A 22663-nucleotide genomic window follows, 5' to 3' on the forward strand; every position below is an offset into this window, starting at 1 on the left:
AGGGCCGAGGACAAGGTCATCAAGAACCGGCTCGTCACCACGAGGACCCCCGGTCCGGAGGACCTCGAGCCGCAAGCCGTGACGGGCGATCAGGGGATGATGGTCACCGAGTACGCCCCGTACGGCACGATCGGGGCCATCACCCCGACAACGAACCCGACGTCCACGATCATCAACAACGCCATCGCCACTGTCGCCGCGGGCAACTCCATCGTCTTCAACGTCCACCCCAATGCGAAGCGGGTCTCGGTGGAGAACGTCCAGGTCTTCAACAGGGCGATCGTGGCGGCGGGTGGTCCTCCGGATCTCGTCACTGCGATTCCCGAGCCGACCCTCGAGTCCGCCAAGGAGCTGATGGAGCACCCCGACGTGCGTGTGCTCCTGGTGACCGGAGGCCCCGGCGTCGTCAGGGAGGCGCTGCGCACGCCCAAGAAGGCGATCACGGCAGGTCCGGGCAACCCACCCGCAGTCGTCGACCCGACGGCAGACGTCGAGGCTGCCGGGCGCGACATCGTCCGCGGGGCATCGTTCGACAACAACGTGATCTGCACCGACGAGAAGACGACGATCGTCGTCGACACGGTCGCCGACCGGCTCGTGCAAGCCATGACCCATCACGGTGCCTACCGCCTCAAGGATCACGAGCTGAAGCGCCTCGAGCGGGTCATCTTCAAGGAGTTGGGGTCTCCTTCGAAGCCGGGTGTGATCAACACGACGTGGATCGGCAAGGACGCCGCCAAGATCGCAGCCGAGGCCGGCATCATGATCGATCCGGCCACCAGGCTCCTCGTCGCCGAGGTGCCGGTCGAGCACAGCCTCGTCTGGACGGAGCAGATGATGCCGGTGATGCCGGTGGCCCGCGTGAGGGACGTGGAGGTCGCAATCGACCTGGCGGTGCGCTCCGAGCACGGCTTCCGGCACACCGCCTCGATCCACTCGACGAACGTGGCGACGATCACCCGGATGGCGCGCGCCATGAACTGCAGCATCTTCGTCGCCAACGGCCCGAACTACGCCGGGCTGGGGGAGGGCGGCGAGGGCTTCACGTCGTTCTCGATCGCCAGCCCGACGGGTGAGGGCATGACGCGCCCCAGGACGTTCTCGCGGATCAGGCGCGTGACCGTCGTCGGAGCGCTGCGGATTGTCTGACCGGAGCGCCGACCCGGCGATCGGGGTGCTCGAGTACGGCTCGATCTCGGCTGGGATCGTCGCCGGCGACGCCATGGTGAAGTCGTCTCCGGTCGGGTCGATCTACGCCGGCTCGACCCATCCCGGCAAGTACCTGGTGCTCGTGAGCGGGGACACGGCGAGCGTGGAGACCTCCCTCCAGGCGGGCAGGGATGCAGCGGGCGTGCCACCCGACGACGAGGTGTTCCTGGCGGACGTCCACGCCGACGTCGCCGCGGCGGTGGTCGGTGACGACTCGGCGGCGTCGCTGGCGGGCGAGGCGCTCGGGATCGTCGAGACGGCGACCATCCCGGCGCTCCTTGCGGCAGCCGACGCCGGCGTCAAGGCGGCGCCCGTCCGCTTGGCAGCGCTGCGAATCGCCGACGACCTCGGTGGGAAGGGGTATCTGCTGTTCGCCGGAGCCGTCGCAGACGTCGAGGCCTCGCTGGAACGGGCGGTCGCCGCCGCCGGCCGCCGCCTCGTCAGGTCCGACCTCATCGCCATGCTCCATGCAGAGATGGCCGCCAACCTCGAGTCGGAGCTGCGATTCATGCGCCGGGTGGTGCTCCGCATCAAGGAGCGGGCGAGCTGATGCAACTCGGGCGCGTCGTGGGAACGGTCGTCGCCTCGACCAAGGTCGCCGGCCTCGAGGGCGTGAAGTTCCTCGTCGTGCAGCCCCTCGACAAGGCACAGGAGCCCGTCGGCCGTCCAATCGTCGCCGCCGATGCGGTTCACATGGCCGGGCGCGGCGAGCTCGTGTACTGGGTGGCTGCCCGAGAGGCGGCGGAGGCGATGGAGGAGCGCTTCGTCCCCGTCGACCATGCCGTCGTCGGCATCGTCGACGAGGCCCACCTCTCATGAGGATCGCCAGAGTCGCCGGGACGGTCACGTCGACGATCAATCACCCCACGTTCGACGGGAGGAGCCTCCTGATCTGCGACTACGTGAGCCCGGACGGACAGCCGGAAGGCGGGTACGTGATCGCGGTCGACACGATCGGAGCCGCCCCGGACGAGACGGTGCTCGTCCTCGACGAGGGCAGCTCGGCCAGGCAGGCGCTCGGGCTGTCCACCGGCCCGGTGCGAGCGCTGGTCGTCGGGATCGTCGACGCCGTGGCGATGGTTCCGGTGCTCCCCCTGTGAGGCGGGTCGTCGCGGCCTGCTTGGCGTTGGGACTGGCGGCATGCACCTCTGTCCCGGACGTCGACGAGCCGATCGTCATCGAGGAGGTCGACAACTGCGGGGCGATCGTCGAAGCCGGGATCCGGCTGGTCCTGCAACTCGCCCAGGAGCTGGAACTCGCTCCTCTCGACGTGGCGTCCGGCGACGCCGAACCGACGCCCCGGCTTCGTGAGCTCCAGCAGACCGGCGCCGCCCTCGACGAACGGGCTGCCTCCTTCGAATGCGACCCGGCCGACATCAACAGCCGGATCGCCGAGGGGCTCCCCGAGCTGGAGTCGACGCATCCCGCAGTGGTGCTGCTCTACGACCAGGTGACCGGGGGAGTGATCGGCACGCTTCCCACCGCATCCACGAGCACCGCCCCCGACCAGACGACCGACTCAGGCTGACCCCCTTCCACCAGTCACCCGGGGCTCTTCTTACGCGGTCTCCCGCTCTGCGGGGGACCGGCGAGCGGGCGCAGCCCCGAGCCGAGGGGGTGTCTGGCTGCCGTCACACCCGCCCGAGCCGGGAGGCGGCTGCGCTGTCGAGCACCCAGATGACGTCGGCGGCCCGGCTGCTCACCAGGTGCGCCGGGTACGGGACATCGTCGTCGATGATCTCGCCGACCACGCCCGCCTTGGCCTCCCCGACGACGACGAACAGCAGCGTGCGCGCCGACCACAGCAAGGGCAGCGTCGCGGTGAGGCGCCAGACACCCTTGTCCGCCACCCAGTTCTCGACGTATGACCTCTCGGTCTCGCCGAGGGCCGCGGTGCCGGGGAAGAGTGAGGCGGTGTGGCCGTCGTCACCGATGCCGAGCATCACCAGGTCTGGGGCAGCGATGCCGTCCCGCTCCACCCAGATCTCCTGCAGCCGCCGCTCGTAGTCGGCGGCTGCTTCGGCAGGGGTCGGCAGCGACGTGTCGGGAGCGACCACCTCCGCCCCGACGGCACCTGCGAGCGTTCGACGTGCCATGCCGGCGTTCGAGTCCGGATCGTCATGCGGGACCCAACGCTCGTCACCCAGCCACAACGAGACGTTCGACCAGTCGATGTCCGCCCGAGCCAGCAGCCGGTGCGTCTCCGTCGGCGTCGACCCTCCCGCGAGACCGATCGTGAACGGTCCCCCCGCATCCCGGACGGCTGCGGAGACGTGCTCGGCGGCGCGTGCCGCCACGGCTCCCGGAGACTGCTCGATGATCACTCGTGCCACGCGCCGCAAGGTAGTGCCGCCCCGGCACGCCCGGTACGGTGGCGCGGTGATCGAGCGGGTCGAGATCGCATGGGACGGCGGTGTCACGTCGGGGCGCTGGCACCCGGGGGATGGCCTCATCGGAGTCGTGCTGGCTCACGGGGCGGGCGCCGGCCAGGACCATGCCTTCATGGTGGCTGTACGCGACGGCCTGGCCGCCGCCCGGGTGGCCGTGCTCACGTTCAACTACGACTACGCCGAGGCGGGGCGGCGGGCTCCGGATCGGCTGCCGAAGCTCCTCGCCGTGCATCGCGCCGCGGCGAGTTGGTGCTCTGCCCGGGCCGACAGTGTGGTCCTCGCAGGCAAGTCCATGGGAGGCAGGGTCGGCTCTCACCTCGTGGGCGATGACGGCTGGCCGGCCGCCGGGCTCGTCTACCTCGGCTATCCACTCGTCCCGCCGGGGAAGGGGCCGCGGCCGACCGACCACCTGAACCGCATCGCGGTGCCGCAGCTGTTCGTGGCGGGGAGCCGCGATCGGCTGAGTCCTCCCGACCTGATCGAGCCGCTCGCCGCTGCGCTCCCATCTGCGCGAGCCGTGATCGTCGAAGGCGCCGACCACTCGTTTCGCGTCCCGAAGACCCATCCGGGCCCCGATCCGCTGGCATGGGCGATCGCGGCGACGGTCGAGTGGCTGCACGAGCTGTAGCCGGGGTGCCGTCACGGAGGGGGCAGGTACGTCCCTCGCTTCACCCTTGCCGACCGTACGTCGAAGACCCACACCGAGCCCTTCTTCGCCTCGAGTGGGCCCTCCAGCTTCACTCCGCGCGACGCCAGGTCGGCGACCAGGCCCATGATGTTGTCGCCGTGCGAGCAGACGACGACGCTCTCTCCCGGGTACCTCGAGATGAGCTTGCGGAGCTGCTTCGGTGAGGCCTCCTCGGCCAGGGCCCGCGTCGTCTCCAGGTGGACGCCGATTGCGGACGCCAGCGGGGCGACGGACTGCTCGCAGCGCACGTACGGGCTGGTGACGATCCTGCTGAGAGGGGTGGTGGACAACGCGTCGCGGAGCTGCGACGCCTGCTGGAAGCCGCGTTTGCTCAACGGTCGGAGCGAGTCTCGCTTCGTCCACTGCTTCCTGTCGCCCGCCAAGGCGTGGCGGACCACGTAGATCCTGCTCGAGCTCGACCGTTTGAGCAGCTCCGTCGCCCTGTTGAGAACGGCCCGATCGATGGGGTACGTGAGACGAGCCCGCGCCTGTTTCGGCGTGAGCCAGCGAATCTCGTCGACCTCCGGGTTCTTCTCGAAGGCGCCCCCCGCCGCTTCCATGAGCCAGTACCGGACGATCTTGTGATTGCCGGCAGGCGTCACGTAGGCGATCGTCCCGATCGGGGCCACGATCGAACCCTTCATGCCGGTCTCCTCCCGGACCTCACGGACGGCGGCGGCCTCGAACCGCTCCTTGCGATTCAGCTTTCCCTTCGGCAGCGACCAGTCGTCGTACCTCGGTCGATGGGCGACGAGGACCTCGAGGCGACCGTCGTTCCGGCGATGGAGCAAGGCGCCTGCCGCCCAGATCGCATCGGGTGATGGGACGAGAGACACGGCTGTCATCAGGCGGATGCCGTCTCCGGCCTGCTCCTCGCCAGGGCGAGATCCTGGAACGTCTCCATGGCGTTCACCCCGCGATCGGGCGCCACCCTCGACCATGTGGCGTCGCCGTCGAGCTCCCACGCCAGCTCGTCGTCCGCCAAGTTCACCTGGATGATCTCCTCGAGCCTCAGCTTGAGCCTGGCGTCGATCACCGGAGTCAGGGTCTCGACCCGCCCGTCCAGGTTCCTCGGCATCATGTCCGCCGAGCCGATGTAGTAGACGGCAGCCTCACCGGGGCTGCCGAATCGGTAGATGCGAGAGTGCTCGAGGAACTTGCCGACGATCGAGCGGACCGTGATGTTCTCCGACAGGCCGGGGACTTGGGGGCGCAGGCACGTCATCCCGCGAACGATCAGCTCGATGCGGCAGCCGCTCCCCGACGCCGCGTAGAGCTCGTCGATTATCTCCGAGTCGACCAGGTGGTTGATCTTCATGAGGATGCGCCCGGCGGTGCCACGCTCCGCCTCCATGCGAATGCGCTCGACGATGCGCTTGCGCATCGCCAGTGGGGCCACGAGGAGCCGCCGGTAGTCGGCCTTCGACGAGTAGCCGGTGAGGGCGTTGAAGAGCTCCGAGAGATCGGAGCCCAGCTCGGGGTCGGCGGTGAACAGCCCGAGGTCCTCGTAGAGCCTCGCCGTCTTCGGGTTGTAGTTGCCGGTGCCGATGTGGACGTATCGGCGCAGCCCGTCGTGCTCGCGGCGCACCACGAGGAGGGTCTTCGAGTGGGTCTTCAAGCCCGACACGCCATAGGCCACATGGGCCCCGGCGTCCTCGAGGAGCTTGGCCCATCGAATGTTGGCGGCCTCGTCGAAACGAGCCTTCAACTCGACCAGCACCACCACCTGCTTGCCCGCCTCGGCCGCGGCGACGAGCGACTCGACGACTGCCTGCTCGCCGCCCAGGGCAGGGTCGTCCGTCTGCGATGTCCGGTAGAGCGTCTGCTTGATGGCGAGCACGTCGCGGTCGGCGGCGGCTTGCGCCAGGAAGGCACCCGTCGACGTCGCGAAGGACTCGTACGGGTGGTGGACGAGGATGTCTGCCTTGCGGATCTCCTCGAAGAAGTCGACCTCGTCGCTCGATCGAGTCATGCGATGCTGCGTCGTCGGTCCCCAGGGATCGTCCTTGAGCTCGGGACGGTCGAGGCCATACAGCGCCCACAATCCGCCGAGATCGAGCGGCGCCAACCGCCTCGTCACCTGGCCGCTCTCCAGGCCGAGCTCGCGGAGGAGCAGCTCGAGCACCTGGTCGGTGATCCGGTCCTCGACCTCGAGACGAACCGCCGAAGCGGCGCGCTGCCGGAACGCCAGGATGCTCTCCATGGCTTCCAGGAGATCGCGCGCCTCGTCTTCCTCGACTGCGAGCTCGGCGTTGCGGGTGACCCGGAAGCTGTACCGGTCTTCGATGCGTTGCCCGTCGAACAGCCGGCCGAGGTGGGCCGAGATCACCTGTTCCAGCGGGACGAAGTGCTCGCCGTCTTCGAGCACGATGAAGCGGGGCAGGATCGGCGGCACCTTGACCCTGGCGAAGCGGATGTCGTGCTCTGCACCCTGGAGCACGACGGCGAGGTTGAGGGACAGGTTCGAGATGTAGGGAAACGGGTGGGACGGATCGACCGCTAGGGGCGTCAGCACCGGAAAGATCTGGTCCTCGAACACGGCTGTCAGGTATTGCTTGGCGTCGGCATCCAGGTCGGTCCAGTTGGCGAGGCGGATGTTCTCCTTCTCGAGTGCCGGGAGGATCGACTCGAGGAAGGCGAGGTCGAGCTGCTCGGTCAGCTCCTCGGCCTTCGTGTCGATGAGCGCCAGCTGCTCGCGGGCGCTCAGGCCGTCCGGTGACACGTGAACCACTCCGGACTTCTGCTGGCCGAGCAGGCCTGCGTAGCGCACCTGATAGAACTCGTCGAGGTTCTGGCTGACGATGGCGAGGAACTTGACGCGCTCGAGGAGCTTGAGGTCGGGGTTCTGGGCGAGCGAGAGAACCCGCTGCTGGAAGTCGAGCAACGAGAGCTCTCGATTGATGAATCGGTCTGCGGTGAAGCTCATGGGGAAGTGGCCTGGCTGAGCTTAGCGATCGGCGATCTCGGCCCGGAAGTGGAGCGAAACGTCTTTCAGGTCCCCCATTTGCCGACCATCGCCGAGACGGCGACGACGAGGAGGACGAGGTCGATCGTCCCGAATGCGCGCAGTCGGGCGTAGACGGATGCGATCTCGGCTGCGTTCGCAGACTCATGGGCAGCGACGCCTCGCCTTGCCAGCCGGACGAAGCCGAAGATGCCCAGCAGCGCTCCGACGATCACGACGAGGAATCCGATCGACACGAAGGCGTCGCTGAACGACCAGGCGTCGCTGACGATCACCAGCCAGATGCCCGTGATCAGCACGACGATCCCCGCCACGTTGAACAGCAACCGACCCATGGCCTCGAATGCGCGCATGAACGCAGCCCCGACGACATTGTCGGAGCGAAAGCGTGCCGACAGGAATCCACTCGTGACCGATGCCCCGATCCACGCCCCTGCGGCGAGAATGTGGATGATCAGCAGGACGGTGCGCATCGTTCCTCCGGGCCGGGTGGCGGCGAATCTAGTCGTTGCCCCCGGCCGCGGTGATGCGGCCCATCAGACCCGGTTGCGCTCCAGCTCCAGAACCTTGTCGAGCCTGCGCTGGTAGCGCCCCGCTCCAATGAACTCGGCGCCCACGAACGCCTCGGCTACCTCCCACGCCACTTCGCTGCCCACGACCCGGGACGCCAACGCGATCACGTTGGCGTCGTCGTGCTCGACAGACTGATGGGCGGTGTACGTCTCGTTCGCCTGTGCGCATCGGATCCCGTCGAGTTTGTTGGCGGCGATGGCCGCACCTGCGCCCGACCCACAGACCAAGATCCCGCGCTCGGCGCGGCCGGACACCACCGCCCGGCCCACTGCGGCCGCGTAGTCGGGATAGTCGACCGGATCCGTGCTCGACGTGCCGAGATCGATCACGGCATGGCCGGCGGCCGCCAGCCGTCCCGTGAGCTCTTCCTTGAGCTCGAAGCCGGCATGATCGGCTCCGATGGCAATCCGCAAGCGCAACCTCCTCGCAGGCGATGGGCAGCGTAGAGGCTTCCCCGGTCGGCACATTGTCTCAACTTCTGTTGACTCAAAATCTGTTGAGAAGGTATGGTCCCGTCATGGACCTCGAGACCCGGGCCCGTCGCCACGCCGCCCTCGGCGATCCGGTTCGGCTGGCGATCGTCGACGACCTCGCCACCTCGGATCGATCCCCGGGCGAGCTCGCAGAACGTCATGAACTGGCCTCCAACCTCCTGGCGCACCATCTCGGCGTCCTCGAGGACGTCGGCCTGATCGCCCGGAGCGCCTCAGCGGGGGACGGCCGCCGCCGCTACGTGCGATTGCGGCACGAAGGGCTGGCGGCGGGGCTCGGCCCCCTGCCGGCGGCGATCGGAGCGCCCGTCGTGTTCGTCTGCACCCACAACTCTGCGCGTTCGCAACTGGCGGCCGCCCTGTGGTCGCGCACCATCGGCGTCGCAGCATCGAGCGCCGGAACGGATCCGGCGAAAGGCGTCCACCCCGGGGCGATCGCGGCCGCCGAGCGCGCCGGGGTCGACCTCTCGGGCGCCACGCCGCGGCACTTCGTCGACGTCGACGTCGACCGGGCGCGCGTCATCACCGTCTGTGACAGGGCTCACGAGGAGCTGACGCCCGACCCGACGTGGTGGCATTGGTCGATCCCGGATCCGATCGAAGACCATGCCGCCGAGGCCTTCGACCGCACGGTCGACCGCCTGCGCCGGCGCATCGAGACCATCGAGGAAGGGGCGCGTCGATGCGCGAGTCGAAGCTGACGGTCGAGCAGCGCCTGATGATCGAGCAAGCGGCGTCGAGGCTCGAGGACGAGTTCTCCGGAGTGTTCGCCGCCCCGACGATCGAGCGATTCATGTCGGAGTCCCAGTACTCACTCGAAGCCAGTGCCAGGGTGACGACCTGGCTTCCGGTCCTCATCGAACGATTCGCACGAGAGCGGCTCCGGGCATTCGCCAAGGTCGAAGGCCTCTCGTCGGACACCCGGCCCACGGTGCTCTTCCTGTGCGTGCAGAACGCCGGTCGCTCGCAGATGGCGGCAGGGTGGCTCCGCCACCTCGCCGGTGACGCCGTCGACGTGTTCTCCGGCGGCTCCGATCCCACGTCGGACGTGAACCCTGCGGCGATCGAGGCGATGGCAGAGGTAGGAATCGACATCGAGGACGAGTACCCGAAACCGTGGACGGACGAGGTCGTCCGCGCCGCAGACGTGGTCGTGACGATGGGCTGCGGAGACGCCTGCCCGATCTTCCCCGGCAAGCGTTACGAGGACTGGGAGCTCGTCGATCCAGCCGGCCAACCGCTCGAGGTCGTCAGACAGGTGAGAGACGACATCGCAGCCAGGGTGAGAGACCTCATGGCGAGCCTCGAGGTCACCACCGGGGCGTGAGCGGCCCCGCCCCGGCGGCCATCACCGGCAGTGAGGCGGAGACCTACGCTGGCGAGCCATGAGAAGAGCCGCGCTGTTTCCAATCGCCGTCGCCATCGCTGCGGCAGGATGCGGCGCAGGGCCCGACGCTCCCGCTCCGGGAGAGACCGAAACGGTCTGCGCCGACTCGTTCTGCATCGCCTACCCGACGGGATGGGACGTCGTCGAGTCGACCGGCGAGTTCATCTCCTTCTCCCATCCGCTCGGTGATGGGAAGGCGCTGGCGACGGCGGCGCCACTCAACATGGAGGCACTCGCCAACGCGGCGGGTGAGACGTGGCCGATCCTCACCGAGGACGTCGCCAGGGCGTTCTGGTCCCTCATCGACGGAGGCGATGCCGAGCTCGTCAACGTGCGGACCATCGCCGACGGGTCGGTCTCGACCGTCGGCACCATATCCACCGGGCGACTCTGGTACTACCTGGTCCCGACCGGCATCTCGGAGGCCGTCGGCCTCGAGGTACGCGGCCCCAACGGGACGTGGGAAGCCCACGCCGAGCTCTTCTTCGCAGGCGTCGACCCGATCGAGTGACAAGCGCGCGCGGAGAGCGCGAATACTCGACGTCGGCGGCATACAATCCTCGATCGTGAGCGTCATCACCGTCCGCGGCGGCATCCCCCTGGAGGGCGAGGTGGGCGTCCTCGGGGCCAAGAACGCAGTCCTCAAGCTGATGGTGTCGTCCCTACTCGCCCCGGGCACCCACAGGCTCCACAACGTCCCCCGGATCCTCGACGTCGAGATCATGGGCGACGTCCTCGAGCACATCGGCGCCCGATGTGCTCGCACGGGGCGGACGCTCGAGATCAGCGTCCCGGATTCTCTCAACCCGGAGGCGCCCCTCGACCTCATCCGCAGGATGCGGGCGTCGATCATCATCCTCGGGCCGCTGCTCGCCCGAGGCGGCGTTGCCAGGGTGGCGCTCCCCGGAGGGGACGACTTCGGGACCCGACCGATCGACATGCACATCGAGGGGCTCCGAAGCATGGGAGTCGACTTCGAGCTGCGCCACGGTGTCCTCGAGGCCACCGCCCCCGACGGGCTTCACGGCGCCGAGGTGTTCCTCGAGTTCCCGAGCGTCGGAGCGACCGAGAACATCCTGCTGGCGGCGGTCACCGCCCGCGGCACCACCGTCATCGGCAACGCAGCTCGCGAGCCCGAGCTCGAGGACCTTGCCAAGTACCTGCAGAAGATGGGGGCGAAGATCGACGGCGCCGGTACGTCGACCATCGAGGTGCGGGGGGTCCCCGCCTTGGATCCCTCGACCCACGTCGTCGTTCCCGACCGGCTCGAGGCAGGTACGTACGCGGTCGCCGCCGCCATCTCCGGGGGAAGCGTCGTGGTGCGCGACTGCATCGCCGACCACCTGCGAATGGAGCTGCGCAAGCTCGAGGCGACCGGCTGCCGCATCGAGGCCGGTGAGGACTGGCTGTCGGTCGAGGGACCGGTACGCCCGTCGCCCGTCGACTTCGCCACCCTCCCGTTCCCCGGTTTCCACACCGACATGCACCCCCAGATGGTCGCCTACCTGGCGGCGGCGGACGGGACGTCGATCATCACCGAGAACATCTTCGTGTCGCGGTTCCGCTACATCGGCGAGCTGAACCGGATGGGAGCGGACATCACGACCGACGGCCAGCACGTCGTCGTGCGGGGCGTCGAGTCGCTCTCCGGCTGCGAGGTCGACGGGACCGACATCCGCGCGGGAGCGGCCATCGTGCTCGCCGGGCTTCGAGCAGAAGGCACGACCACCGTCGTCAACGCCCACCACATCGACAGGGGATACGACGACTTCGTGCCCAACCTGGCGGCGCTCGGCGCCGACGTCTCCCGCATCGACCCCTGACCGAGGCCGGCATCGGATTCGCGCGCTCTGTAGTGTTACCACGGAGCGCATCCGGCGAGTTCACGCCATCGTCACCGTGTCGTGGAGATCCTGTCATCCTCCCGGGATACGGTGAGCAGACGATTCGGTGCGCCGAGCTCCCCCCTGGGCAGGGGCGAGCATGACAGCAGAGACGAGAGGAAGGGGAGCAATGGGCACGACCCATTCGAAGGTGGCGGCTCGACGGCTCTGGGCGTTGATCTTGGTGCTGATGATGCTGGCGGCCGTCATGGCACTGTCGCCGGCAGCGGAAGCCGACAAGGACTCGACGTTCACCTTGACGATCCTGCACCACAACGACGGAGAGTCGCAGCTGCTCGGAGAGGAAGAGTTCGGCGGGGTCGCCCGGTTCCGGACCCTCGTCAAGCAGCTCAGGAGACAGGGAAACGACGACGACGGGTATCCCAGCACGATCGGAAGCGACGGACCGCGGGGCGTTCTGGTCGTGTCGTCGGGGGACAATTTCCTGGCCGGACCTGAGTGGAACGCCAGCCTCGCGAACGGGATCCCGTTCTACGACGCGATCGCGCTCGACCTGATTCGGTACGACGCCCTCACGATCGGCAACCACGAGTTCGACTTCGGCCCCGACGTCTTCGAGGACTTCGTGAGGAGCTTCGATGCCTTCCGGCCGTACGCCTGGAAGATGGACCCGCCGTTCATCAGTGCCAACCTCGACTTCTCGGGTGAGCCGGGGCTCCAGGATCTGGCCGACCGCCAACGCATCGCCGCCAGCACGGTCGTCAAGAAGGACGGCGTGGCGATCGGGATCGTCGGCGGCACGACCGAGACCCTGCCGTTCGTGTCGAGCCCCCGCAATGTCGGAGTCAACGACTTCGTCGAGGCCGTGCAGGCCGAGATCGACCTGCTGACGCTGCACGGGGTGAAGATCATCATCTTGTCGTCCCACCTCCAGGGGCTGAACACCGACCTGGAGGTGCTCCCGATGCTTCACGGCGTCGACATTGCCATCGCGGGTGGCGGCGACGAGCTGCTCTCCAACCCGGGTGACCTGCTCATCCCGGGTGACGAGGCGATCGTGCAAGGGTCATACCCGGTGTGGTCCGAGAACGCCGACGGTGACCCTGTCCCGGTCGTGACCGGGCCGGGCAATTACCGCTATCTCGGCAGGCTCGTTGCCGAGTTCAACCGGCACGGCGAGCTCGTCTTCGTGAACTCCGCCTTCAGCGGACCGCAGCGCGTCTCCGGGGTCGCCCCCGACGCCGTCGCCGAGAACAAGAAGGTGCTGAAGAAGGTCGTCGAGCCCGTCAGCGACTTCGTCGCCGATCTGGCTGCGACCGTGATCGGCACTTCCGAGGTGGCGCTCGAGGGCCGCAGGATTCCCGGCGTTCGCACGGAGGAGACCAACCTCGGCAACCTGATGGCCGATTCGATGCTGTGGCAGGCGTCGGAGCTGGCAGGATCGTTCGGTGTTCCGGTGCCGGACGTGTCACTCCAGAACGGCGGCGGGATCCGCAACGACACGCTGATCCCGGCCGGCGAGATCACCGAGCTGACGACGTTCGACATCGCTCCGTTCTCGAACTTCGTATCGATCGTCCCCGACGTGTCGCGCGACACGTTCAAGGCGATCCTCGAGAACGCGGTGTCACAGGTCGAGTTCGTTGCAGGGCGGTTCGCCCAGGTCGGCGGGTTCTCGTTCGAGTACGACCCGACCGGGACGCCCCGTGATCCGGCGGACCCGACAACGACGCCCGGGAACCGGGTCGTCACCGTGACACTCGACGACGGGACTCCGATCGTCGTTGCCGGGGCAGTCGTGCCGGGAGCGGACCTCACGGTCGCCACCATCGACTTCCTCGCCAACGGCGGCGATGAGTATCCGTTCGGTGGTGCTCCGTTCACGACGATCGGTGTGTCCTACCAGCAGGCCTTGTCGTTCTACATCCAAGATGCGCTCGGTGGGCTCATATCGGCTGCCGACTATCCCGAGGGGGGTGAGGGCCGGATCGTCACCGTGCCGTAGCCGGCCGGGGCGCATCACGGACATGGTGTGGGAGCGGGCGGCATGCCCGCTCCCACACGCGCCATGAGACAATCCAACGGTGCTGATCGCTCTGGCCGTGGTGGTGGGGTTGGCGTCTGTGGCTGCCGAGCCCGTCGACGAGATCGAGTTCGTGCCCGTCGGCGGCACGGTGCTCGAGATCGCAGGTGTGGGCGCCTACGCAGGCACGGTGCGGATCACCCAGGTCGGATCCGTCGTCTCAGTCACCGAGCGAGTCAGCCTGGACGAGTACCTGCTGGGACTGCGCGAGGTGCCGTTCTCGTGGCCCGAGGCGGCGCTCGAGGCGCAGGCGATCGCGGCCCGTACCTACCTGGCGCGCACCATGGCCGGTGGCCGAACGTCGACCGGCCGGCGCTACGGCTTCGACATCTGTGCCACGACCCAGTGCCAGGTGTATCGCGGCGTCCCGGCGGGGGCGGACATCGACCGATGGCAGGCGGCCATCGAGGCCACCTCCGGGTTTCTCGTGCTCGACGACGGGCGGCCCGCATTGACGCTCTACTTCTCGAGCGCCGGCTCGAGGACGAGGGCCAACCAGGACATCTTCGGATCCGAGCCACTTCCGTATCTCCAACCGGTCGACTCGCCCGAGGCGGGAGTCACGCCGCACGAGACGTGGACCGTCGACGTCCCGACGAGTGTCCTCGTCACGATCTTGGGCGCCGAAGGCTTCTCGGTCGATCGGATCGTCGACATCGCCCTCGACAGGCCCGCCGAAGGAGCCGGGCCGGCCACCGTGATCGTCACGACGAACGAGGGCGTGATCCGTCTGGCGTCCACGGGACTGAGGGCGATCCTGAATCGGTGGGGCCCGCAGCTGTATCCCGGCCTGTTCCCAGGGCGCCGCAGCGACCGCACGCGGCTGTCGCAGACCCTCCCGAGCACCTCGTTCGACCTGACGTTCTCGACAGGTTCGGGGCCGCCGCCCACGCTCGCCAGGCTGCTGCCGGCATTCGACCAGGGATCGGCAGGTGCTGTGCGGCTCGTCGGCGAGGGGTGGGGGCACGGGGTCGGGATGAGCCAGTGGGGCGCCAACGCCATGGCACAGGACGGAGCGGATGTCGCCGAGATCCTGTCGCACTACTACACGGGCCTCCACCCGACGGACGCTGCGGATCTCGTTCCGGATGAGGTGCTCGTCGGCCTGTCGTGGGATCGCGCCGCGGTCCTCGTCGAGGCGAGCGGGCCCTTCGACATGCTGGTCAACGGCGTGGCTTTCGGGGGGTCGGGGGGCGCATGGGAGGTGCGGGCGACCGCCGGTGGGCTGGCACTCCTCCCTCCGGAAGAGCAGGCTGCGCTCGGGTCCGCCATCGCAGGGCGGTGGTGGCCGCGCTGAGCGGAGCCGGGAATACTCCTACACTGGTAGTGGTAATAGGGACCTGAGGACCATGAACGACGAGCCCATGAGCACATCGGCGATCAACGTCGCCTCTCCGGTGGCCGAGCACGATCCGTTCGCCAAGGCGAACGGTGAGAGCGACATCGACCAAGTCATCCTCGAGGAGACACTCGAGTACATCCGGCCGGCCCTCCAAGCGGACGGCGGCGACCTCATCCTCCTCGGGACGAACGGATCGACGGTGACGTTGCAGCTCGTCGGGGCGTGTGGCGGCTGCCCGATGTCCACCATGACGCTCACGGCCGGCATCGAGCGGATCCTCAGGGACAGGGTCCCTGGAGTCGAGGAAGTGGTCGCCCTCTGAGCTCGTGGCGGATCGACGCTCGGCAACCTCGAGCGCCCGAGCAGCCGGCAGAGCGCGACCGGCGGCGCCGCTTCTGATGCCAGACTCGCAGCACCCGTGCTCAGCCCCACCCGCCTCGCATACGCCTTCCGCGTCGGTGCCCCGCCGGCATTGTTCGCCGGGGCCGTCGCAGTTGCCCTCATGTTCGGTGCGACGCCTTTCCTCATCCCGGAAGTGGCCGAGCGGTACGGGATAAGCGAGGGTCTCGCCGGCACCATCTCGGTGGCGCAGGTCGGCGCCTTCGCCGTCGTCAACTTCGTGGTTCCCCGCCTCAAGGCGCCGTCGGCCGCCATGCTCCGCCTGGCGGTGGGCGCCCTCGTCGTCGCCAACGTCGTGAGCGCCATCAGCGGGGCGTTCCCGCTGCTCCTGGCGGCGCGAATGCTCGCGGGCGGAGCCGCCGGGACCCTCACCTGGATCGCCTGGGCGGACGCGATGCGCCGCCCAAGGTCGATGGCGAGCCTGGCCGTCGCCGGTCCGGTGACCGCACTCGTCGGCGCTCCGATCCTCGGAGTGGTCTCTGAGCTCGGGGACCAGGCCGTGTACTCGCTTCTCGCTGCGTCCGTGATCCCGGCCCTCTTCCTCGCGGCACCGGCCGAGGCGTTTGCCCCGCGGATGGAACGTGAGGTGAGCGCATCCCGGTCGAACAAGGTGCTCCTCGTGGCGCTCATGCTGCTCACGCTCTCCGGGGCGAGCCTCTTCGTCTACGAGGCGGTTGCCGCCAGGGACATCGTCGGCCTGAGCGCGACGTGGTCTTCGATCGGCTTCAGCCTCAATGCGGCCGGCGGCCTCGTCGGTGCCCGCCTCGCTTCGAGGCACAGACGGCCGGGGGTGTGGCTGGCCACTGCGGCGCCGGCCGCTTGGCTGACCGTCGGAGGGGGGACGCCGATCCTGTTCTTCATCGGCATGACGTGGTGGGGCTTCGCATTCTGGATGGGGGTCCCCGGGGTCATGCAGATGCTCGTCGAGCGTTCGCTCGAGTCGAGCGAACGTGCCGGCGACGCCCAGGGCTTCATGGCCTTCGGACGGGCGATCGGCCCAGGTATCGGCGGAGCGTTCGTGAACGCAGATGGCCTATCCCAGCTCGCAGTGACTTCGAGCATCGGGTTGGCGATGTCCGGATTCCTCGTCATGGGGGTCCAGGAAGGACGAGAGCGCCTGCCTCCGACCGATCCGCGCACCGCCGTACTCCCGTGAGCGGCGGCCTCTAACCTCGCCAGGTGACGCTGGAACGCGATGTCGGGGCGATGATCGCCGCCGCCAGGGCGGGCGATCGAAGAGCACTCGCCCGGATCATCACCCAGGTAGAGGAGCGGTTGCCGGACGGAGCCGCCGCTCTCGCTCTCCTCTTCCCGTCCGGGGGACGGTCGTGGACGACCGGGATCACGGGCGCCCCCGGAGCCGGCAAGTCGACGCTGACCGGCGCCATGGTCGCCGCCCTGCGGGAGCGAGAGACCGAGGTGGCGGTCGTCGCCGTCGACCCGTCGAGCCCGTTCACGGGCGGCGCCATCCTCGGCGACCGCATCCGGATGCAGCACTTCATCGACGACCACGGCGTCTACATCCGGTCGATGGCGAGTAGAGGCAATCTCGGCGGCATCGCATCTACGACTCCACGGGTGTTGACCATCCTCGACGGCATCGGATTCCCGGAGGTGATCGTCGAGACCGTCGGCGTCGGACAGGCCGAAGTCGAGATCGCGTCGGCGGCCGACACCACGATCGTGGTGGTCAATCCCCGTTGGGGCGACAGCGTTCAGGCAGCGAAAGCCGGGCTTCTCGAGATCGGAGACGTGTTCGTCGTCAACAAGGCGGACCGGCCGGGGTCGGAGGACACGATCCGCGACCTCCGGCTGATGCTCGAGCTGGGCGGCAAACGCGACTGGGTTCCTCCGATCGTGGAGACGGTCGCAACCGAGCTCACCGGTATCGCCGAAGTGTGGCGTGCCGTCGACGACCATCGCGCCTACCTCTTGGAAGCCGGTCGGCTCGAGGTCCTCCGCGACAGGCGAGCCGAATCGATGATGGAGGAGGCCGTGCGCGACGAGCTGCGGGTACGGCTCCAAGCTGTTCGGAACAGCGACCGGTGGCAGGAGCTGGTGGGCCGGGTGGTCGAGCGGACCATCGATCCGTGGTCGGCGAGCGAGGCCCTGCTCGCGGGTGGACCGCAGCGGTAGCGATCACCGAGACACGAGGTGTCTCGTGATCGGCCTCCGGAGCGCTTCTAGCCTGGTCTTCTCTCTCGTCAGGAGTGTTCGATGAGCCTTGCTGAATACGAGGTTGCTGGAGCGGTCGCCACCATCACCCTCAACCGACCACCCGTCAACGCCCTCAATGCGGAGCTTCTCGCCGACATCGAATCGCGGGTCGCCGCCGCCGAGGACGATGCGGTCAGGGCCGTGATCATCACCGGGGCGAAGCACTTCGCGGCAGGCGCCGATATCGGACGGTTCATCGAGTCGTTCGACGGCGGCTCAGACGAGCCCCAGGCCAGCGGCTTGGCTGCCCTCGTGCGGCGTATCGAACGCCTCGAGAAGCCTGTCATCGCAGCCATCTCGGGCTACGCACTCGGCGGGGGGCTCGAGCTGGCGATGGGAGCGGACTTCAGGTACATGGCGGATGACGCCAAGGTCGGGCAGCCGGAGATCCTGCTCGGAATCATCCCTGGGGCGGGTGGGACCCAGCGCCTTGCGCGCCTGATCGGGTTCCAGAAGGCGAAGGAGCTCAACATGTCCGGTCGGCATGTGGGAGCCGACGAGGCCCTCGAGCTCGGGATCGCCGACAAACTGGTCCCTGCTGACGAGCTCATGAGTGTCGCCCGCACGGAGGCGGCCCGGTGGGCGGATGGGCCGACGAAGGCCTATGCAGCAGTGAAGCGCGCCATGGGCGATGGTTGGGGGCGTCCCATCGACGATGCGATGGCGGTCGAGAGCCTGGTGTTCAACGAGGTGTTCTCGACCGCCGACGCGGAGGTCGGGATCAGAGCGTTCGTGGCCAAGGAGACGCCTCGGTTCTCGGGACGGTGAGCCCGCCGCCGGCGGCGCGGCCAGTCCAGCTGCGGCGCCCGCGGTCACGAGCCCGAGGTCGCGTGCGCGGTTCAGGCCGAGGTTCATGCGCGGGGTTCGTGCGCGGTCAGCCCGCGGATCATCCCGAGGTCATGTGCGCGGTCAGCCCGCGGATCACGGTGCCCGTTCGGGCGGCCAACGGCGAGACCATGTGGGACGTTCCTGTGCGAAGTCAGCCCGCAGTTGAGCCCGAGGTTCCTGTGCGAAGTCAGCCCGCGGTCATGTGGGACATTCGTGTGGCAGTCAGTCCGAGGTGCATGTGCGAGGGTCGTGTGCGTGGTCAGCCCGCGGATCACGGCGCCCGTTCGGGCGGCCAACGGCGAGGCCATGCTGGAGTTCGTGTGCGCAGTCGGCCCGCGGTTCGTGTGCGTGGTCAGCCCGCGGATCACGGCGCCCGGGCGGCCAACGGCGAGACCATGTCGGAGTTCGTGTGCGCAGTCGGCCCGCGGTTCATGCGGGAGGTTCATCCGCGCGGTTCTACCCGAGGTTCATGTGCGAGGGGTCGTGTGCGCGGTCAGTCCGCGGATCATGGCGCGCCCGTTCGGGCGGCCAACGGCGAGGCCATGTGGGAGGTTTCGTGTGCGCCAGTCGGCCCGCGGTTCCTGGGACGCTCGTGTGGCAGTCAGCCCGCGGTTCATGTGCGCAGTCAGCCTGAAGTTCACGTGGGAGGTTCGTGTGCCCGGTCAGCGCGCTGTTCAGCCCGAGGTTCGTGCCCGAGGTTCGTGCGCCGGTGGAGTGGGCGCCGGTGGAGCAGGCGCTTGTGGCGCGGGTGACCGGTGAAGTGGGCGAACCCGGCGCGAACCTCGCTCCCGACGGCAAGCACGTGGACGCGCGAAGGTACCGACGCCATGAAGCGGCCGGATCAGCGGACGATGCGGCTACGAGGCGGTCTCGGTCTTGTGCAGTCCCGGATTCTGAACCGGCGTGGACGGCATGAGGTTTCGGGTCGATCGACAATGCGGGCCGTGAGCGAGCGCCGCGTCACGGAGGCCCGTTGGCGAGCGGCCGTAAGAGCCGTCGACGCTGCGGAGGAGATGCTGGGTCGAGGGTGTATCCGCGCAGGTGAACGACGACGTGATGGTGGTGCCAGCACAGCGTTGTCAAGTTCTCCGGTTCGTGGCTTCCGCCGTCGGCCCGAGGCAGGACGTGGTGTGGCTCGAGCCGATATCTGGAGCGACACCCGTCGATTGTGCAACCGCCGTCTCGCCAGAGGACGAATCGTCGAATCGCGGGTGGGATCGCGCGAGACCTGTCGGTCGCGACTACCGGTCGGCCGTCGCCGACTCCCACGACGTCGACCGTGCCGGAGCAGAGGATGCGCTCGAGCGTCCCCGGACCGACTCTAAGTCCGTTGCCGGAGATCTCGGCGCCCGTCTCGCCTCCGCTCGGTGCAGCAAGGTCAGCGTCGACGAATACGGTCACGGCGGGCGCCCTCCCAGATTCCGGCGCTTCCCGGTCCAGTGAGTCCTGAGCGATAGAAACCAGAGCGTCGGCGAGCCTGGCGCCGCGGCTCTCTGTGCCTAGCTGCGTCGGAAGCTCATCCGATCGCTGGAAGAGAGCCTTCTCGATGGTGGAGTACTCGAAGCCGGGTAGCTCGCCCCACAGCCTGCCAGACGACCGATCGAGATTGGGTTGGAGAGCGACGTGGCGAGCTGCGGCGATGTCATGCTCGGTGCGACGACTGACATGCCGATGTCTGGCGGCGAGCCGCCCGATGCCGTCGATATCGAATCTGCGGGAAGCCTCGACCAGCTCCCGATCGGCTCCCGAGTTGGCGAGCCTGGCGGTTGCGAGGGCACGGTCGAACGAGACATCACCTCGAGTCAACCCAGCCGAGATCTCTTCCTGTTCGGCGAACTGCCGCATCGCCTGGGTCAGCATCCGCGCCGTGTCGTGGGAGGTGTCGCACCGCGCCGCGACCCATTCCAACATCGATCTGGAGCCGTCCATCTGTGGCACCTGAGCCGCGTCCAGCCGCACCATCAGCCCGAGTTGGTGAGCTCGCAACCTTCCGATGATCCTCTCGCAGGCGACCAGCTCCTGCTCGAGGGCGTCGATCGTGACTTCGCTTTCCATGTCGACAACGTACGACTCGGGTATGACAGATTCGGACGGACCCGGCGTAGGTAAGCCCGCACGATCCAGGTCGCTCAGCCGGACCCGAGGCCTCACCGGAGCCTTAGCGAGGTCGCACGATCGCGACCGCGGGTCGAGCGCGGCGACCCGCATCCGATGGGTTGCCGGGTCCGGCTGTCAGCCATGCTTCGATGCAGGCACCGCTGGACGCGCGGACCCTCCCGAACCCGTTCCGCGGTGCCGCGGCAACTCACACCCGACCCGTCCGCCGGCTGCCATCCGTCCGTCGATGCAGTGGCCGCCGGGCGTCCAGCCGTCCGCAGCCCCGTTCCGTGGAGCCGCGGCAACCCGCACTCGACGCGTTCGCCGTGTCCCGTGTCAGGTATCTGAGACAGATTTCTGGTTGGGAATGTTTGGTTGGGGGGTCTGTCGGTAGCGTTCGAGGGGGCGGGCCATGGCGATCGTCTCGTGGGGTCGGATCGAGTTGTAGATGCTCCTGAAGTCGGCGGTGTGGGCGGCGAGGTCGATGCCGTCGGCGATGTCGTGGCGGTAGAGCCGCTCGTATTTGAGCGCTCCGAAGAACCGTTCGATCATCCCGTTGGTCCAGGGCGCCTTGCGGCGGGTACGGACATGACGCAGGTGCCGTTTGGAGGCGACCCAGGCTGCGAATGCGCCGCTCTTGAAGCAGGGGCCGTTGTCGGTGACGATCGTCAATGTGCCGATCTCGCCGGTGGCGGGGTCGGTGAGCTCCTCGATCCAGCCCACGCCGAGGAGCATCTCGACCTCGGTGAGGGCGGCCTCGAAGAAGGTGATGGCGTCCCGGGTGGTCTTGGTGACCGTCACGGTGCAGGCCAGGTTGACTTTGGCCCAGTAGTCAACCACGGCGCCGAGGTTCCAGGTCCCGGCACCGAGAGTCTCGAACTCGCTGAAGTCGGCTTGCCACAGCCGGTTGCGTCGTGTCGGGGGCTCGAGGAACGCCTGGCGCCGGACCCCGGCGAGCTGGCGAACCTCGGCGGTGTGCCCGACGGGCAGACACAGTCCGTTGCGTTTGAGGGCCCGGTACATCGTCGAGTCGCTGACCGGGCCGGCGGCGATGTTGTCGATGCCGACCCGTTTCAGCTCGGCCAGCTTGCGGTGACCCCAAGCCTCCCAGCCGGCGGCGAGCGCCTTGGCGTCGGCCTCGATAGCGTCCTGAGCGGGGGTCGGCCACGGACCCTTCGTCGACGTGGCGGCGGCCCGCCACCGATACCAGGTCGCCCGCGGGATCCCGAGCTGTGCACAAAACGCAGTCACCGTCATGTCGACCGTCTGCCGCTCCGCGGCGAGTTCGTCGAAGCCGGGTAGAGCGCCCCCCCTTTACGCCACAGACGAAGCTCCATGTGCGCTTCACCCAGCGCCGCCGCCAGCTGCTCGTTCTCTGCAGCGAGCCGCTGCTCGACGCTGGTCGGTCTCGCCGGTCCGCCGGCGACGACCGCATCCGTGCCGCCGGTGAGGAACTGGTCCCGCCAATTCGCGATCGAGGTCTGCGAGACACCCTCACGCCGGGCCACCTCCGACATCGTCACCTCACCACGCAGAACAGCGAGCACAATCCGCACCTTGTCCTCCGCCGATCTCGACGGTGGTCGCGCCATCGGTTCTCCTTCGGGTCAAGCCCAACCTTGGCCTGTCTCACGAATCATGACACGGGACAACATCGCCAACGGCAAGAGCAAACGAGAAGCCCTCCGCATCCTGAAACGACGCCTCACCGACGTCACCTACCGCACCATGATCAACGACACCCACACCGCCCAAGCAGCCCAACCCGTGGCCGCTTGACATAGGAGAAACCGGTGCCTCTCATCGTGCACTCGGTGCCGCTGTGGGCCGCGGCGACCAACTGTTACGTGATCGCCCGCGGCCCGGGCGGGCCTGCCGTCGTGATCGACGCCCCCCCGGACGCAGCAGGCACCGCCCGCCTTCTCGCCGACATCGGCTGCTACCCGGAAGCACTGCTCGTCACACACGGACACATCGACCACGTCGGCGGGGCCGGTCGGCTGGTGAGGGACACGTCGGTGACCGCCTACCTGCATCCCGACGACCTGTGGCTCGCCATGGACCCGGAGTCGCAGTTGAGGAGCCTCTTCGGCACGAGCGCCGTGCCGGGGGACTTCGCGCCTCCCGAGCGCTTCGGCGACCTCGGACAC

At 68.2% G+C, this 22663-nt stretch carries 26 protein-coding genes; 18 read left to right on the forward strand and 8 right to left on the reverse strand.

All coding sequences use genetic code 11. The features are described from left to right. From VGC47_03105 to VGC47_03125, 5 genes are all read left to right on the forward strand, one after another. Nucleotides 1-1149 (forward strand): aldehyde dehydrogenase (locus tag VGC47_03105; GenBank protein ID HEX9854280.1); only part of this gene is annotated, 1149 nt, incomplete at its 5' end. Next, nucleotides 1142-1759, forward strand: a complete 618-nt coding sequence (locus VGC47_03110) for a BMC domain-containing protein (GenBank protein ID HEX9854281.1) — start codon at nt 1142-1144, stop codon at nt 1757-1759. The genes VGC47_03105 and VGC47_03110, both read left to right, overlap by 8 nt. Then, nucleotides 1759-2028, forward strand: a complete 270-nt coding sequence (locus VGC47_03115) for a EutN/CcmL family microcompartment protein (protein ID HEX9854282.1) — start codon at nt 1759-1761, stop codon at nt 2026-2028. The genes VGC47_03110 and VGC47_03115 overlap by 1 nt, the downstream gene beginning before the upstream one ends. After that, nucleotides 2025-2309 carry a EutN/CcmL family microcompartment protein gene (locus VGC47_03120; protein ID HEX9854283.1) on the forward strand — a complete coding sequence of 95 codons (285 nt, stop codon included), beginning with the start codon at nt 2025-2027 and terminating at the stop codon, nt 2307-2309. The genes VGC47_03115 and VGC47_03120 overlap by 4 nt, the downstream gene beginning before the upstream one ends. Next, nucleotides 2306-2737, forward strand: a complete 432-nt coding sequence (locus VGC47_03125; GenBank protein HEX9854284.1) for a hypothetical protein — start codon at nt 2306-2308, stop codon at nt 2735-2737. Before VGC47_03120 ends, VGC47_03125 begins: the two co-directional genes overlap by 4 nt. 103 nt (nt 2738-2840) lie before the next feature. Here VGC47_03125 and pgl read toward each other — a convergent pair whose 3' ends face one another. After that, nucleotides 2841-3542 carry a 6-phosphogluconolactonase gene (gene pgl / locus VGC47_03130; protein ID HEX9854285.1) on the reverse strand — a complete coding sequence of 234 codons (702 nt, stop codon included), beginning with the start codon at nt 3540-3542 and terminating at the stop codon, nt 2841-2843. Between the two features lie 46 nt (nt 3543-3588). Here pgl and VGC47_03135 point away from each other — a divergent pair, with 46 nt between their 5' ends. After that, the gene (locus tag VGC47_03135; GenBank protein HEX9854286.1) at nt 3589-4227 is read left to right on the forward strand and encodes an alpha/beta family hydrolase; all 639 of its coding nucleotides are present in this window, start codon (nt 3589-3591) and stop codon (nt 4225-4227) included. A gap of 11 nt (nt 4228-4238) precedes the next feature. Here VGC47_03135 and VGC47_03140 read toward each other — a convergent pair whose 3' ends face one another. The 4 genes from VGC47_03140 to rpiB form a co-directional block, all read right to left on the reverse strand. Then, complete coding sequence (locus VGC47_03140; protein ID HEX9854287.1) at nt 4239-5132, reverse strand: NUDIX hydrolase; 894 nt, start codon at nt 5130-5132, stop codon at nt 4239-4241. Further along, nucleotides 5132-7213, reverse strand: a complete 2082-nt coding sequence (ppk1, locus tag VGC47_03145) for a polyphosphate kinase 1 (protein ID HEX9854288.1) — start codon at nt 7211-7213, stop codon at nt 5132-5134. Before ppk1 ends, VGC47_03140 begins: the two co-directional genes overlap by 1 nt. 65 nt (nt 7214-7278) lie before the next feature. After that, on the reverse strand, nt 7279-7725 hold the full coding sequence (locus tag VGC47_03150; protein HEX9854289.1) for a DUF2269 family protein: 447 nt from the start codon (nt 7723-7725) through the stop codon (nt 7279-7281). A gap of 63 nt (nt 7726-7788) precedes the next feature. Next, nucleotides 7789-8238: a ribose 5-phosphate isomerase B gene (gene rpiB, locus VGC47_03155; protein HEX9854290.1), complete on the reverse strand. Its 450-nt coding sequence runs from the start codon at nt 8236-8238 to the stop codon at nt 7789-7791. Nucleotides 8239-8342: 104 nt separating this feature from the next. On the opposite strand from rpiB, the gene VGC47_03160 reads away from it, so the two are divergent. The 10 genes from VGC47_03160 (at nt 8343) to VGC47_03205 (ending at nt 18356) form a co-directional block, all read left to right on the forward strand. Continuing rightward, entirely contained in the window at nt 8343-9017 is a 675-nt protein-coding gene (locus VGC47_03160; GenBank protein HEX9854291.1) for a helix-turn-helix domain-containing protein, read from the forward strand. Continuing rightward, nucleotides 8999-9643 (forward strand): arsenate reductase ArsC, encoded by a 645-nt coding sequence (locus tag VGC47_03165; protein ID HEX9854292.1) that lies wholly within the window; start codon nt 8999-9001, stop codon nt 9641-9643. The genes VGC47_03160 and VGC47_03165 overlap by 19 nt, the downstream gene beginning before the upstream one ends. Before the next feature lie 58 nt (nt 9644-9701). Continuing rightward, nucleotides 9702-10214, forward strand: coding sequence for a hypothetical protein (locus VGC47_03170; GenBank protein ID HEX9854293.1), 513 nt, complete (start codon nt 9702-9704; stop codon nt 10212-10214). A gap of 55 nt (nt 10215-10269) precedes the next feature. Further along, nucleotides 10270-11526: a UDP-N-acetylglucosamine 1-carboxyvinyltransferase gene (murA, locus tag VGC47_03175; protein HEX9854294.1), complete on the forward strand. Its 1257-nt coding sequence runs from the start codon at nt 10270-10272 to the stop codon at nt 11524-11526. Nucleotides 11527-11716: 190 nt separating this feature from the next. Beyond that, nucleotides 11717-13552, forward strand: a complete 1836-nt coding sequence (locus tag VGC47_03180; GenBank protein HEX9854295.1) for a 5'-nucleotidase C-terminal domain-containing protein — start codon at nt 11717-11719, stop codon at nt 13550-13552. Nucleotides 13553-13631: 79 nt separating this feature from the next. Continuing rightward, a complete protein-coding gene (locus VGC47_03185) occupies nt 13632-14927 on the forward strand; it encodes a SpoIID/LytB domain-containing protein (GenBank protein ID HEX9854296.1) in 1296 nt (431 codons plus the stop codon). Between the two features lie 157 nt (nt 14928-15084). Continuing rightward, nucleotides 15085-15294 (forward strand): NifU family protein, encoded by a 210-nt coding sequence (locus VGC47_03190; GenBank protein ID HEX9854297.1) that lies wholly within the window; start codon nt 15085-15087, stop codon nt 15292-15294. 96 nt (nt 15295-15390) lie between these two features. Further along, complete coding sequence (locus VGC47_03195; protein HEX9854298.1) at nt 15391-16527, forward strand: MFS transporter; 1137 nt, start codon at nt 15391-15393, stop codon at nt 16525-16527. 50 nt (nt 16528-16577) lie between these two features. Continuing rightward, nucleotides 16578-17507 carry a methylmalonyl Co-A mutase-associated GTPase MeaB gene (gene meaB / locus VGC47_03200; GenBank protein HEX9854299.1) on the forward strand — a complete coding sequence of 310 codons (930 nt, stop codon included), beginning with the start codon at nt 16578-16580 and terminating at the stop codon, nt 17505-17507. Between the two features lie 81 nt (nt 17508-17588). Continuing rightward, nucleotides 17589-18356 (forward strand): enoyl-CoA hydratase/isomerase family protein, encoded by a 768-nt coding sequence (locus tag VGC47_03205; protein HEX9854300.1) that lies wholly within the window; start codon nt 17589-17591, stop codon nt 18354-18356. 1020 nt (nt 18357-19376) lie between these two features. Here the strand turns inward: VGC47_03205 and VGC47_03210 are convergent. From VGC47_03210 to VGC47_03220, 3 genes are all read right to left on the reverse strand, one after another. Further along, nucleotides 19377-20471, reverse strand: a complete 1095-nt coding sequence (locus VGC47_03210) for a DUF222 domain-containing protein (protein HEX9854301.1) — start codon at nt 20469-20471, stop codon at nt 19377-19379. A 378-nt stretch (nt 20472-20849) separates the two neighbouring features. Then, complete coding sequence (locus tag VGC47_03215; protein ID HEX9854302.1) at nt 20850-21770, reverse strand: integrase core domain-containing protein; 921 nt, start codon at nt 21768-21770, stop codon at nt 20850-20852. Next, on the reverse strand, nt 21767-22105 hold the full coding sequence (locus tag VGC47_03220; protein HEX9854303.1) for a helix-turn-helix domain-containing protein: 339 nt from the start codon (nt 22103-22105) through the stop codon (nt 21767-21769). Before VGC47_03220 ends, VGC47_03215 begins: the two co-directional genes overlap by 4 nt. Before the next feature lie 46 nt (nt 22106-22151). Here VGC47_03220 and VGC47_03225 point away from each other — a divergent pair, with 46 nt between their 5' ends. Both VGC47_03225 and VGC47_03230 read left to right on the forward strand, forming a co-directional pair. Continuing rightward, nucleotides 22152-22292: a hypothetical protein gene (locus VGC47_03225; protein HEX9854304.1), complete on the forward strand. Its 141-nt coding sequence runs from the start codon at nt 22152-22154 to the stop codon at nt 22290-22292. A 14-nt stretch (nt 22293-22306) separates the two neighbouring features. Next, the coding region (locus VGC47_03230; GenBank protein ID HEX9854305.1) for an MBL fold metallo-hydrolase at nt 22307-22663 on the forward strand (357 nt) is incomplete at its 3' end.

Source organism: Acidimicrobiia bacterium (assembly GCA_036396535.1).
Lineage (GTDB): Bacteria > Actinomycetota > Acidimicrobiia > Spongiisociales > UBA5794 > DASWKR01.

What these genes read in the sequence shown, in the direction of transcription:
- VGC47_03180 (HEX9854295.1), top strand. Translation starts at nt 11,717, where the DNA reads ATGGGCACGACCCATTCGAAGGTGGCGGCTCGACGGCTCTGGGCGTTG.
- VGC47_03225 (HEX9854304.1), top strand. Translation starts at nt 22,152, where the DNA reads ATGACACGGGACAACATCGCCAACGGCAAGAGCAAACGAGAAGCCCTC.
- VGC47_03115 (HEX9854282.1), top strand. Translation starts at nt 1,759, where the DNA reads ATGCAACTCGGGCGCGTCGTGGGAACGGTCGTCGCCTCGACCAAGGTC.
- meaB (HEX9854299.1), top strand. Translation starts at nt 16,578, where the DNA reads ATGATCGCCGCCGCCAGGGCGGGCGATCGAAGAGCACTCGCCCGGATC.
- VGC47_03120 (HEX9854283.1), top strand. Translation starts at nt 2,025, where the DNA reads ATGAGGATCGCCAGAGTCGCCGGGACGGTCACGTCGACGATCAATCAC.
- VGC47_03205 (HEX9854300.1), top strand. Translation starts at nt 17,589, where the DNA reads ATGAGCCTTGCTGAATACGAGGTTGCTGGAGCGGTCGCCACCATCACC.
- VGC47_03215 (HEX9854302.1), bottom strand. Translation starts at nt 21,770, where the DNA reads ATGACGGTGACTGCGTTTTGTGCACAGCTCGGGATCCCGCGGGCGACC.
- VGC47_03140 (HEX9854287.1), bottom strand. Translation starts at nt 5,132, where the DNA reads ATGACAGCCGTGTCTCTCGTCCCATCACCCGATGCGATCTGGGCGGCA.
- ppk1 (HEX9854288.1), bottom strand. Translation starts at nt 7,213, where the DNA reads ATGAGCTTCACCGCAGACCGATTCATCAATCGAGAGCTCTCGTTGCTC.
- VGC47_03220 (HEX9854303.1), bottom strand. Translation starts at nt 22,105, where the DNA reads ATGGCGCGACCACCGTCGAGATCGGCGGAGGACAAGGTGCGGATTGTG.
- VGC47_03210 (HEX9854301.1), bottom strand. Translation starts at nt 20,471, where the DNA reads ATGGAAAGCGAAGTCACGATCGACGCCCTCGAGCAGGAGCTGGTCGCC.
- VGC47_03170 (HEX9854293.1), top strand. Translation starts at nt 9,702, where the DNA reads ATGAGAAGAGCCGCGCTGTTTCCAATCGCCGTCGCCATCGCTGCGGCA.
- VGC47_03150 (HEX9854289.1), bottom strand. Translation starts at nt 7,725, where the DNA reads ATGCGCACCGTCCTGCTGATCATCCACATTCTCGCCGCAGGGGCGTGG.
- VGC47_03160 (HEX9854291.1), top strand. Translation starts at nt 8,343, where the DNA reads ATGGACCTCGAGACCCGGGCCCGTCGCCACGCCGCCCTCGGCGATCCG.
- VGC47_03165 (HEX9854292.1), top strand. Translation starts at nt 8,999, where the DNA reads ATGCGCGAGTCGAAGCTGACGGTCGAGCAGCGCCTGATGATCGAGCAA.